Annotated in this window: 13 protein-coding genes; 4 read left to right on the top strand and 9 right to left on the bottom strand. The window is 34.2% G+C overall.

Annotated elements, in window-relative coordinates:
- Positions 1-7: 7 nt before the first annotated feature.
- Both ABD077_RS01685 and ABD077_RS01680 read left to right on the top strand, forming a co-directional pair.
- The gene (locus ABD077_RS01685; protein ID WP_299605159.1) at positions 8-643 is read left to right on the top strand and encodes a LysE family translocator; all 636 of its coding nucleotides are present in this window, start codon (positions 8-10) and stop codon (positions 641-643) included.
- A 10-nt stretch (positions 644-653) separates the two neighbouring features.
- Positions 654-989 carry an MGMT family protein gene (locus ABD077_RS01680; protein ID WP_343909873.1) on the top strand — a complete coding sequence of 112 codons (336 nt, stop codon included), beginning with the start codon at positions 654-656 and terminating at the stop codon, positions 987-989.
- A 26-nt stretch (positions 990-1015) separates the two neighbouring features.
- On the opposite strand, the gene ABD077_RS01675 is transcribed toward ABD077_RS01680, so the two are convergent.
- Complete coding sequence (locus ABD077_RS01675; protein WP_343909871.1) at positions 1016-1846, bottom strand: hypothetical protein; 831 nt, start codon at positions 1844-1846, stop codon at positions 1016-1018.
- A gap of 177 nt (positions 1847-2023) precedes the next feature.
- On the opposite strand from ABD077_RS01675, the gene ABD077_RS01670 reads away from it, so the two are divergent.
- On the top strand, positions 2024-3166 hold the full coding sequence (locus tag ABD077_RS01670) for an Mrp/NBP35 family ATP-binding protein (protein ID WP_343909869.1): 1143 nt from the start codon (positions 2024-2026) through the stop codon (positions 3164-3166).
- 3 nt (positions 3167-3169) lie between these two features.
- A complete protein-coding gene (locus ABD077_RS01665; RefSeq protein ID WP_027394883.1) occupies positions 3170-3409 on the top strand; it encodes a NifU family protein in 240 nt (79 codons plus the stop codon).
- 42 nt (positions 3410-3451) lie between these two features.
- On the opposite strand, the gene ABD077_RS01660 is transcribed toward ABD077_RS01665, so the two are convergent.
- From ABD077_RS01660 to ABD077_RS01625, 8 genes are all read right to left on the bottom strand, one after another.
- Positions 3452-4588: an acyltransferase family protein gene (locus tag ABD077_RS01660; RefSeq protein WP_343909865.1), complete on the bottom strand. Its 1137-nt coding sequence runs from the start codon at positions 4586-4588 to the stop codon at positions 3452-3454.
- A 189-nt stretch (positions 4589-4777) separates the two neighbouring features.
- Positions 4778-5875 (bottom strand): helix-turn-helix domain-containing protein, encoded by a 1098-nt coding sequence (locus ABD077_RS01655; RefSeq protein WP_343909863.1) that lies wholly within the window; start codon positions 5873-5875, stop codon positions 4778-4780.
- A gap of 12 nt (positions 5876-5887) precedes the next feature.
- A complete protein-coding gene (locus ABD077_RS01650) occupies positions 5888-6784 on the bottom strand; it encodes a metallophosphoesterase (RefSeq protein WP_343909861.1) in 897 nt (298 codons plus the stop codon).
- A gap of 66 nt (positions 6785-6850) precedes the next feature.
- Positions 6851-7285 (bottom strand): hypothetical protein, encoded by a 435-nt coding sequence (locus ABD077_RS01645; protein WP_343909859.1) that lies wholly within the window; start codon positions 7283-7285, stop codon positions 6851-6853.
- A gap of 95 nt (positions 7286-7380) precedes the next feature.
- Complete coding sequence (locus ABD077_RS01640; RefSeq protein ID WP_343909857.1) at positions 7381-9003, bottom strand: hypothetical protein; 1623 nt, start codon at positions 9001-9003, stop codon at positions 7381-7383.
- Between the two features lie 16 nt (positions 9004-9019).
- Positions 9020-10165: an NAD(P)/FAD-dependent oxidoreductase gene (locus ABD077_RS01635; protein ID WP_343909855.1), complete on the bottom strand. Its 1146-nt coding sequence runs from the start codon at positions 10163-10165 to the stop codon at positions 9020-9022.
- Positions 10162-10608 (bottom strand): hypothetical protein, encoded by a 447-nt coding sequence (locus ABD077_RS01630; protein ID WP_343909853.1) that lies wholly within the window; start codon positions 10606-10608, stop codon positions 10162-10164. Before ABD077_RS01630 ends, ABD077_RS01635 begins: the two co-directional genes overlap by 4 nt.
- A 6-nt stretch (positions 10609-10614) precedes the next feature.
- Entirely contained in the window at positions 10615-12825 is a 2211-nt protein-coding gene (locus ABD077_RS01625; protein WP_343909851.1) for a LodA/GoxA family CTQ-dependent oxidase, read from the bottom strand.
- Positions 12826-12836: the final 11 nt, after the last annotated feature.

The following is a 12836-nucleotide window of genomic DNA, read 5'->3' as shown; positions in this document are numbered from 1 at the left end:
CATCGATTTGGAAACAACTAAACTCTTTTTAGTTACTTTTTTTGCTTCTCTAGTTGGAGTAATTCCTCCAGGATTGATCAATATGACGGTAGCTAAAACGTGCTTAGAAAGAGGGAAGAAAAATGGTATTTTGGTAGCCATCGGAGCATCTTCCATAGTTTTTGTACAGGCATTATTCGCAATATTACTAGCAAAATATATCTTCTTTAATCCGTATGTAAAGAATATGCTGCTTAGAACAGGAGCAGTGATATTTTTTTTAATGGCAATATATTTTTTTGTGAAGGCAAAACAAAGAAGAACCAAAATGAAGGTATACAAGCATGCAGGTTCTCGCAGTTTTTTTAAAGGAGTAATGATGTCTCTGGTAAATGTATTACCAATACCTTATTTCTGTACAATAGCAGCTGCCATGAGTGTAAGTGGTAAGATAGAATACGATGCGCTTCGAATTTTTATATTTGGAATCGCAGCAGGAGCAGGAACTTTTGTAACGCTCTATTTTTATGTATTATCGTTTTTAAAAATTGAAAAGAAAACTGCTTCTATCACTAAGTATTCCAATTATTTTATGGGAATATTGATGCTTATTTTAGTAATGCTTACCGTTGCAAGGATAATTTATACCTGGAACGAGGGATAATAGGAACACTATGAGTACTAATACAGACAATAATTTCTTTGATAGGGTATATGAGGTAGCTAGATTGATTCCGTACGGAAGAGTGACATCTTACGGGGCTATCGCTAAATATCTTGGAGCTGCAAGAAGTGCGAGAATGGTTGGTTGGGCTATGAATGCATCTGGAAAACAAGAAGATGTACCTGCACACCGAGTAGTAAATCGCAAAGGTGTATTAACTGGCAAACATCATTTTGAAGGTACTAACTTAATGCAGCAGTTATTAGAAAGCGAAGGTGTAGAGGTTATTGAAAATCAAATTCAAAGTTTTGAAAAATTATTCTGGGATCCTATGAAGGAACTATAATCGTAGTGATTTAAGAACACTAATTTTTAAATAAAAAGACCTAACCCAACCGAAATTGTAGAGAAATTAAATCCACCAATTCGTAAATATTCATACCCTCCAATTATTTTATATTGATTGATATGATAATTCAATAAGCTGTTTAGTCTGTTTGAAGAAAAAGAGTTAATAAAAGATTGATTGTAATTGATTTCTATACTCAATGGATTTACAAAGAAATATTCTGCACCAATACCGTAGGTAAAACCAAATTCTTCTACCTCGCCAGCAATATATGTAGCTCCTACACCCCAATAAGCATTAAATTTCTCTGTTCGGATTCTATTATATTTAGCAAGAATGGTATAAGTAGCCAGAGAACTATTGCTATAGAAAGATTCATGTTCCCAGAGTTGTAGATAGTTAGCTTCTAAACTCATTCTTTTTAAAAACCGAAAATCTATATGAGCAGTATTACCATATAATTGGTCTGTATCTTTTAGGAATCTATTAGTGACTGTAATTCTGTATAGATTCGTATCTGCTCCCCAGTTATATGAGTAATTACCTTTATTGGATATAAAATAAGGGTGTTTGGTAATAAATGCTTTACGCCCTTTATGTTTTCTTTCCATCGGGCTTTCTATCAATCCATAGTACGTGGCATACAAACCAATCTCCACAAAAACTTTGGTAATTCTTCCTAAATTACGATCATTTTGAGATAAAAGATTATCCGAGCTATTAGGATTAGTTCGAAATATATCAGCGTTATTTTCCTTGGATAATCGCTGTTGTGCAGTTTCTAGTAAACCTTGACCAGAAGCTGTTAGTGCAAAAAATAACAAAAGGCAAATCGTGCCGATAATTCTTTTCATTGGGGCTACAGATTTAAATCTTAATAGCCAAAAACACAAACTGTACCATTTTTTGGAAAATTTCATTATCAGCATTGCCAATATTGTGATAATTCATTTCAATTTATCGGTTTTAGAATCTTAACTTTTAGACCTATCTTTGCATTTAAATTTGCTTTAGGAAAAGAATTAGTACAAATGAAGTTAGAAAAATCAGAGATTATAAAGGCTTTAGAGACCATCACAGTTGCAGGAGAAGGTAAAAATATGGTAGAAAGTGGAGCTGTGAAAAACGTAATTACTTTTGGTGATGAGGTGATTGTAGATTTAGAACTGTCTACACCAGCACTACACATCAAAAAAAGAGCTGAAGTTGATGTGATGAAGGCTATCCACGCTAACGTCTATGAAAAAGCTAAGGTAAAAGTAAACATTAAGGTAAATGCTCCAGCACCGAAACCTCAGGAACCTAATGTAATCAAAGGGAAACCAATACCAGGAATTAAAAATATTATTGCCGTTGCCTCTGGTAAAGGAGGTGTTGGTAAATCTACAGTAACTTCTAATTTAGCAGTTACCTTATCCAAAATGGGATTTAGTGTGGGGCTTTTGGATGCTGATATTTACGGTCCTTCGGCGCCTATTATGTTTGATGTAGAAAGAGAAAGACCATTATCTGTAAAGGTAGGTGATAAATCTAAGATGAAGCCTATAGAAAGCTATGGAGTAAAAATCTTATCGATAGGATTTTTTACGCAACCTAATCAAGCAGTAGTTTGGAGAGGACCCATGGCGGCAAAAGCATTGAACCAAATGATTTTTGACGCTGCTTGGGGAGAGTTAGATTTCCTTTTATTGGATTTACCACCAGGTACAGGAGATATTCATTTATCGATTATGCAATCTTTACCTATTACTGGAGCGGTGGTAGTAAGTACTCCGCAAAATGTAGCATTAGCAGATGCTAGAAAAGGGGTTGCTATGTTCCAACAAGATAGTATTAAAGTTCCTGTTTTAGGAATTGTAGAAAATATGGCTTATTTTACTCCAGAAGAGCTTCCTAACAATAAATATTATATCTTTGGTAAAGAAGGAGCCAAAAATCTTGCAGACGATATTAATGTGCCATTTTTAGGAGAGATACCTTTAGTACAGAGTATTCGCGAAGCGGGAGATGTAGGTCGCCCAGCAGCATTGCAAACAGCTACTTCTATAGAGAAGGCTTTTGAAGAATTGACAAGAAATGTAGTACAGGAAGTGGTGAATAGGAATGAAAGTTTACCGCCTACAGAAGCAATAAAAATAACAACAATGGCAGGATGTTCTGCAGTAAAAAAATAGAAAATGACATCTGAAGAATTAAAGATTAATGTAGAGAAAGCACTCGATGAGATTCGTCCGTTTTTAGAAAGTGATGGAGGTAATATCTCATTAGTAGGTATTGAAGATGATAAAAGAGTCAAAGTTCAGTTAGAAGGGGCTTGTGTAGGTTGTAGCGTAAATCAGATGACATTAAAATCTGGAGTAGAGATGACCATTAAAAAATATGCTCCTCAGATCGAAGAAGTTGTAAATATAGAATAACCTATATTTCGTAATACAAACAAAAACATATGCTCAAGAGGATTATTTCTCTTGAGCATATGTTTTTTTAAGACCAAATAATGGTTGTAAAAATGGAATTTTGAGAATAATAAAGTGGTAGATAATCCAGCTAATTAGAAAAGTTCCTAATACCATAATGATAAATTTTAGAGTGATACTCCATTCTAAATTCATCAGATAATATCCTATACCTACAGTAATGGTTTGATGTAGAATATAAAAAGGATATACGGCTCTATTGCAATATGCAAGGATGTTACTTCTTCTATTTAAATACTTTGCAGCATAACCAAATAGTACTAATATCCATGACCAGAGATTAACTACCTTTACCATACCTTCTGAGAAGTGAATAATTATGCTGTCTTTTCCAATCACCCAGATGATAGTTTGTATGATAAATGCGATAATTCCGATCCATAAGGCTCTTTGCTTAAATAATTGAATTCGTTCCCAAAAAATAGATCCACAAGAGATTAACAAGAATCCGTAAAAAAATAGCACCATAAAATTGATAAATGTAAACCAGTCATCTACTAGTGCATGAGTTACTGGGAAAAATGGTTCTATTAATGTCTCTATGAGATATAAAGGAATGATGAAAATATAAAACCCGAAAGGTTTTGTCAGTTGCCTTGAAAGCCATTGTAGTATTTTAGTATGTCTATTTTTCAGGAATACTAGGATGGGTGATAGTAACAATGAGTACAGAAATAAGTATGGTAAAAACCACAAATGGTGCCAGCTGATATTACCTTCTGGATAGACTCCTGTATATGCTTCTGTAGTTAGATATGAAAAATAAGATCCTACAAATTCGTTTGTAGCTAATCTTTCAAAATAAATTTGTGGAGGTACAATTAATAGCATACCAAAGCCCAAAGGAATTCCTAATCGTAAGAAACGTTCTAGATTAAATTGCCATAAACTTCTTTTGGATAAAGCGTAATAAGTTCCCATTCCCGAGATTACGAATAAAATAGGAAGCCGCCATTGATTAAGGAATAACATAGGCCACCGCATTCCTTCTGAGATGTCATTGTTTTTAATATGCCATCCCCAAGGAACGAAAAACATTCCTACATGATAAAAAATAAGCAATGCAAATACGATTACTCGTAACCAATCTAAGTCGTATCGACGAATTTTTTGATCCATACCTTTTGAAAATTTGTTTTTCCAAAAGTGATATAAATCTCTTTTTATTAGAGCAAAAAAGTGTCTAAATACGTCCTATATTGTAATACTACACTTTTTTAAATGGTGTTAAGATGTATTTTGTAAGGTTACAAAAGCTTTCGGAGACATGGCTACATGTTTTTTGAAAGCATTATAAAAAGCTGATTTTTAGTTAAATCCTACCGAGTTGCCAATGGCTTCAATCGTAAGATGAGCATATTCTGGATCTGTTAATCTTTTTTTAGATAGTTCGATTCTATATTGATTAATAAAATCATTAAAATTTAAACCAGTAGAGGTATTGATGATCTGTGATATGTAATTAGCACTCGAATTTAATTCCTCAGATAATCTTTTTAAAGAAGCCGAACTGGTTAAATAAAACTCTTTACTTTCTACGAAGTTTTTTATCTCGTCTATAGAAATTTCTTGCCCCTTATAACTAGAAGTTTCATATTTATCTGCAATCCACGAATTTTCGAAAAATCTAGATTCTGATAACAAAACAATACCTGTTATAGTAACTATTATGGTATGAAAGATAAAAATATAATGATCTCCTCCATCGTCATCATAGTTTAAATACACTATAAAAATCAGTAAGAAAAATGCAAGTAATCCTATAGACGTATTCTTAGAAAAATCGAATTTGTCAATCCTAGTGTATTCTGAATTTGTCTTTGCCCTTTTAGCTTTATGTATGATGATAAGGCGAATAGAAAGTACTATGTAAAAAACAAAGCTAAATAAAACCAACCATCGGAATTCATCCTTAATCAATTGATAGGTGTAGTCTGTGTTTTCTGGAACTACAGCTCTTTTTACATGAGGATAGTAAGCTCCTAAATATGCATTTACTTTTACCGAAATAGGTTCTAAATAATATTGTATTTGTGTAAAAAAGTATAGAATAGCAGGTAAGAAATGTACACTATGCTTTTTTATTGTAATAGGTTTTCTAACCAGAAGAGAGTATACAAATAAGTAAATAGATGGCGCTAAAAGTAAAACTAAAGGTTCTGTACTGTCATTAAAATGGAGTACATATTTTATCAGACCTGTATAGCATAAAAAAACGTCTGTAGCTATAATGGATTGTATAAGTAATGACCACCCATAGATTCTAAATGCTTTACTTTTTTTAGAAGTTCTTAGAAGAATTACCAAACTGATTAATAATCCTATAAATATACCAAGACTAATAAAATAGGAAACAAAATTATGTCGTATAGGAATTTGATCTATGATCTGCTGTACTTGTTCCATAGCAGCATTGATTTATTCTGTAATAAAATCTGTTAACTTCTGAGGTCCTTCTAATGGGACTCTAATTATTTTTAATGTACCACCATCTGTTGTAGCAATTTGCCATTTGATTAGCGTGATACAGCCATTTTCAATTTCAATTCCAGTAATTGATCTGGGATGTACACAGCTTCCATCATTAAAAAGTGCTAATTCACCTGCTTCTGGAAAACGAGGGCGATGCGTATGCCCTATGATTGTAAACTGATTTTGGTGATTCGAAATCCATTTTTTTATTCGCTTCTCTACTTTTTTAGTCTCTCTATAGTTTTTAGCAGGGCTTGTAGGATCTGCGATACCCACTACCTGCAAAGGTTTCCACAAGACGCGAACCAAAAATCGGTTGATTCTCCACCCAACATAGTTCATAAAGTCTGCCTGATGGCCATGTAATAAAAAAATGTCTTGTTTCGTATTGGTATGTCTTAGAATAATTGCTTCATGATATTCAATATTTGGAAAAAGAGGAACATCATCATCAATCTTTCGATCATAAAAAGAACTTAGATACTTTTTTACATATTTTGGATCTCTATATACCATATCATGATTACCCCAAATCATTGCTAATCTATCATTAAAATAGAATTTCTGGAGTAATTCATACACATTTTTATGTGCTCTCAGAATAGTTTCAAAATGTATGTTTTCCCATAGTTCATCTCCATCTCCTAATTCGCAATAGGTAAACCCTTCATTAAAGTAATGTTGTAAAGCGTGGAAATAAATATTACGATTATTCGCAAAATCATCGGCAAAACTATTATCACCTCTATGGCAATCACTAAAAAGAATAAACTTAGAACTGTCATCGAAAGGGATAACTTTTGCGTTTTCATAAGCGCGATCCAAACGGGATTGAGATGACATAGAAGGTACTTTTTGTATAAATATACAATACTCTATGTTTTTTAAAAGCGTAGTACTTGATAAATATTATGAATGACTAAGAGTTCGATTTTTTCTTAAATGGAAATTACTTAAAATCATTAAAAAAGCTACAATATATAACCACCATGTTTGATTGTAGTTTAGATAATAGGCAATAAGTAAAATGAATAATCCAACGGTGTATACTATAATATTGATCCAGGATTTATTTTTATAATGCTTCCACATTAAAATAATACTTCCCAACAGGAATAGAGCAAGTATTACATATTTCCATTTAGAATTATATTCTAATTGATCGAAACCGATGTAACTAAAAAATGAAGCATAAGCAGCCCAACAAAATGCACATTTAGGAAATAAAAAAAACACAACAGCGGATAGTATATTTAGAACACTCATCTTTTTTGTAGAGCTACCAGATGGTTTATTAGCATTTTCGGTAGTACAAGAGCAAGGTTTATTTTTAAAGGTATACATATTGCTGTTGTGTTTGGTTATGGAACTTGACTCGATAATCGAGATTACATAATACTTACGTAGTTTTATCGAAAATTAATTTTAAGCGAAACCGTCTACTTTGAGGGTTTTTTAGGAACACCTTTTTCCCATTGTGCTTTGCCTAATAACCAACTAAAATCTCCGCTCAATTGATCTCCAGAAGTTAACTTTCCGTTCTTGTACAGATAGATGCCAGCACTAGAGTGACATCCCATACAACTCTCTGTACCAAAAATAGTAATATCACTTACTGGGTTTGCTTCCATTAAATTAGAGGCAGATTGATTCTCTCCTTGAAAAAAGGTCTCCATTGTGATATTGGTAAGTAATGCAAGATTTGGATTTCCACCAGGTTTGTTAACTACAGATTTTGGTACTTTATAACCGATTTCTGTGTGATTGCCAGGAGGAACATTCTGATCTAACGGATACTGAGTATCGATTAATCGATAGTATTGCCAAACACTTTTTTGCTGTTTAAAATAGGTCTGCATTTTTTCATTAATTCGCTGTACTCTTACGGGTATATCTACCATTCGTTTTGCCTGAGTTTTCATAACATCACTGTTGGCAAAATATTTATCCGTACTACTACTGGAAATTGTCCAGAAATCTCCATGAACTCCTTTATTATGAGTATATGTTGTTCCGTTTTTTGTAACATCTATGTTTACAGGACAAATTTCACAGTTAGGGTCTGTAAGCGATGGAGGAATTACTGTAGTTTTTCCGTCTTTTTCAATTACATTTTGATCTAAATTATCAATATGCTCAAAAGTGGACCATACCCATTGTTTGCCTGTCGGTGTTTTTTGACTAATATGAAAACCAATCATTCCTAAATCTTTTTTAACTAATGAAGTGCCATCTGGGCCAATAATATATCCTTCTTCTGTATAATAGCGATCTTTATAATCTTTGTCAGTAAGAATTTTCCATGCAAATTTGATTTCTACAGCTCCTAATTTATTCTCCTCATAATTCCCTTTAGGAAAATTAGCAATTCCAGTTTCTGAGAACTTAGTCTGACCATTAATATTATAAAGTTTATTAGAAACGATATAGTCAAACTCCTCTTTATTCATGAGTACTTCATATACAACTACATTTCCGTTTTGATCAAAAAGTTTTCCAGCAAATGCCTGATCTACTTCATCTGCGATATCAAAGTTTTTACTGCTTGTAGGAGTGTTTTTAGAAAGCACTACACGTGCATCGTTATTAGATAGAATAGCATCTGATAAACCTAATCCCGAGGCTGTTCTTGGACTTCCCCAAGGAGCTGGAGTTTTTCCGTCTGCTCTGTACACCTGAAATGCTTCTTTCCATCCTAACCAGGTAGGTTCTCCTTTATCTGTAAATTTTTCTGTTGGTTTTCCTTTTTCGTCTCTTGGCCACATAATTGCAATAAAAGCTTGCCAACTGTATTCATTAAACTTTTGATTTAGTCCAAAAATGTCGTTTTTGTCCTTGAATTTTTGCTGAATTACCGGATTTACATCTACTGGAATATCGGGAGAAAATTTTACAGGAGCTGGAATTTTTTTGTAATCATCAGTATTCATAGTAACCTCCGCAGTATCAACCTGCTCTTTAACGGTAACCTTGTCTTTACAAGAAAGGAATAGCATCAAGATACATGGGATTACCCAAAGCTTATTAAAATAGGTGTATAAAAGTTGTTCTGTGCGTTTCATAATATATAATTTTAGGTTAATTAGTTATTGTTTGTAATCGTTGTCTTCTTTCCCAAAATGAAGAATTAGGGTAACGTTGTTCTTGTGCGTAGTATTCTTGTCTTTTTTTTAAGTACCCTTTATAATCTAGCGTAATGATGTATTGGTACTTTGGTAACGCTGAGAGATCTCCTTTTAAAAAATCAACAGTAGCGTAAGCAGCAAATTGGCTCATTGTTAGGGATTTGAAAATTCCTAAAGAAGAAATAGGATCGTAGCTGGATGCAGCATCTCCAACTGCCAGCCAGGAATTGCCAACGGATGAGCTTAGAAATTGGGTGTGAGCAGCAACAATTTGTGGTTCTATTAGATTCGTTGAGTTTTCTGTTCTATAACGTGTATAGTTTGTTTTAAATAGGTGCTTGTCAAAAATGTGGGTTCTTCGAATTTGCATTTTATTTGCAATATCTGCATCTGTCATGTATGCAATTACCAGTTTTTCATTAGGCAGTGTAGCGCTATACCACCACCCATATGGATCGGTTTCTACACAAGTGCCAGTACCTAAATCTGTTTTATTAGAATTGGTAATATTATAAAAGCGGTAAATACCTACCATTCGATCTTCTTTTATTTTAGTTACTTGTTGAAGACATGAAAAAGCAGCTTTTTTTCCTGTAGCATCAATAACAAAAAGGGATTTGATAATTGTCTGTTTCTGATTTGAATTGGTCTTTAAATACCAGAATTCGGATTTTTTTTTGGAGGATAAGACACTAGTTTTAAATTGTATAGATACTCCCTTTTTTTTGGCTTCTTTTATCATAAACCGATCAAAAGTCAGTCTATCCAGATGCCAGCCATATCCATAAGTAGAATACATATATTCATTATGATACAATTCAGAAGAACCCCATGAAGCAGAGGTACCATAAGACTGTTGGAAATTACACTTTAAGAAAGAATCCCAAATTCCTAATTGTTGTAATTGCTGGGATGCTTGTGGAGGAATGGTTTCTCCAATTCTTGGTAAAGAAGCATCATTGGGTAGCATATTGCTTGCTCGTTCTAAGATCGCAACAGATAAAAATGGCGCTTTGTTTTTTAGGGCTATTGCTGTTGCGCATCCTGCAACTCCTCCACCTATAATACAAACATCATATGTCAGTTTTTTGCTGGTCATGAACTAGAATCTTGTTTTACGGCGATCCATTGAGCAACCACTCCAGCTGGAGCTGTAGATTTACTATTAGGTCCTGTAGGATGAGGAATTGCTCTAACGATAGACCCCACAATTGCAGGGCGTTGGTCAACGCCATTCATCCAGTTCGGAACGAAATATCCTAAATAATTATAGATCCATTCGGCTCCTCCAACAATACCTTTTCCTTGGAATTGTAACGTGAAAGGATTGCCGTAGCCAATAGATCCTTTTAGTTTTAATTCCCATCCAGGACCATAAATCAGACCATCTAATGTTTGAAATGGAGCTTCGTTTATTTTTATGTTTCCCCTTCCAAATTCTAAAGAGTCAAAGTCTGCATCCAGATCAGGATTACTTAGAAAACTTCGATAGGTCCATATGCCAGTTAGAATTTCCGGCACAGAGTTAATAGCTGTATTCATGATTTTTTAATTTGAATTATTTTCTTTGTTAGATTCCCCAAAACTTTGACCTAAAACACGATTACCTGGTTGTACAGGGTCTCCTAATGCTTCATTATTACGTTCTACCTGATAGAATTGTCGTGTGATTCCTTCTCCTTCGGATATCAAAAACCCAAGATCTTTCCAGGCCTCTACCATTTGAAGATCTCCTGCATTATTGTTTGGTATTCCAGATGCCCAATATACCTGAGAACCATTCAAAGATTCAGGAACTACAATAGGTCTATGCGCTGGCCACCAAGGAATATTATATGCTATTTGCTGTTCTACAGGATCACCAATGGATTCTGGATAAATATTGTTCCATTTTTCGTAGGTAGTATTGATGTTCTGAAAAGTACATTCATGAAAATCTGCTTGCCATGGAATTCCAATATACTTTGTAAGATCTCCAGGTTCTATTCCAGCAGCAATATTAGGTGCAGTACTTCCATCCTTGTTTGCAATAGGTTGCGGAATGCTAAGTCCTCCGGCAATATAAGTAGCATGTTTTATTCTATAAGGTTCGCTATAGATTGCAGGATTGTCTACAATCCATGAGAGTTCTCCTCCAGGGCAAAAAGCACCACCCAATACATTACTTAATACGCCTCTATCAATTCCGATTCCTGTTGTTGGCGGGTTTGCCCAAGGATTTGTGCAGGATGAGTTACTTTCTCCCCATTCATCGCATTCATTTACAAACTTTCCATTTGCCCATTGTTTTAAGAAAAACAGTTGGGTTTCTGTCATAGAAAGAAATTTTTGAGGAGCGGTATTGGTTAATGGATTATCTCCACAAAGTAGTGGCATCAATCTTGGCTTATTAGAAGTTAGGTTGTAATTGCCTTCTACTTCATACGCATTGAGTTGATCCGTTTTCCTCATGATTCCATAAACAAATTGTCGTAACCTGTAGTAAGGATCTTTTTCGTTTTTTGGTGGAATAGAAAGTGTTTTATAATCTAGATTACCTCCTGTTCCTCTATTATGAGGATCACCACCACCGAAGAAATCAAAGACAAAAGTGTACTTAAAATCATCAGGTCTTCGTAGTTGAGGCCACAATTCTTTATAAAATTTTGGATAATAATCTGGATTATAATGAGCTTCATTTCTCCAGATATCAAATTCTTCGGGTGTTTTTGGACTATTAGTTGCTTTGGTAAAAGGAGGAACTCCGAATACCTGTGGGTCATAGGCCATTTTACGTACAAAAAGATCATACATTTTTTCATCCATGGTAATCATATCTTCCATTTCTGGCACATATCTTGGATACCCAACGACTACCCATGCTGGGACTTGTACGTCCATCGTTCCGGTAGTTTTCACCTTTTTTTCTTTATCACCATCATAAACGGTATCCATAAATGTGTATTCGATCTTGGCGGTTACAGGACCATCGGAAATATCATCAAACCACCCATCATTATTTACAAAACTTTCGATAACTGGAGTTTTGGTAGATCCTGAATTTCCGTTTCCGCCTAATACGATCAATCGGATATTTTTTTCTTGTTCGTTTACTAATAAACTGCCTAAGGTTTCAATAGCATTTGGTTGAATGTCCGAAGGAGGAAATGTTTGTGGATAGGATACCTTTTTGTATTTACTGGTATCGGTTTTTTTACTTTCTGAACCAAATTTTGCAAAAGCTCCTTTATTGTTTTTTAGGTTTACAGTTAATGGCCCAGGATCGATAATCAGTTGTCTTCGTAGATCAGGTTGTGTTACTTCTGGATTGCGAAGCGGATGATCAGGAGCATACCCTTGTTGTCCGTTGGTTTCCTGAAATTCATACCAAGAAGCTTTTTTATTGGCTAGATGAACCGTCCAATCAATGTCTGTAACTTTTCCTTTTACAATTCTTGGGGCAGTAACTGCAGTCTCGTATACAAAATTATAACTGCCTCCTACTTTAATTTCTTCTCCTTTAGTATCTCCATTTTCATAAGAGAAAATCCTGAATCTTGCTGCTTGTTTTTTGATTTTAGATAAATCATTACTGTCTTTAAAAGAACTAACCCTTATAGGGTTTCCTTTAGAGTCTTTTTGTTCTCTTCCCATTTCATCACAAGCAATTGGTAAGGTCCCAGGTTGTTCTGGAGTTAGATAAAAATCGTCATCTGTATTACCAAGCCTTGCGATTCCAATACTTGGATGAATTTTAAAAGTGGTATATGTATTGTCCATTATGTGTTACT

Origin of the sequence: Aquimarina litoralis (genome assembly GCF_039523995.1) — a bacterium.
Classification (GTDB): Bacteria; Bacteroidota; Bacteroidia; order Flavobacteriales; family Flavobacteriaceae; genus Aquimarina; species Aquimarina litoralis.
Note: the sequence above shows the minus strand (reverse complement) of the source record. Positions and strands in the feature narration are given on the sequence as shown.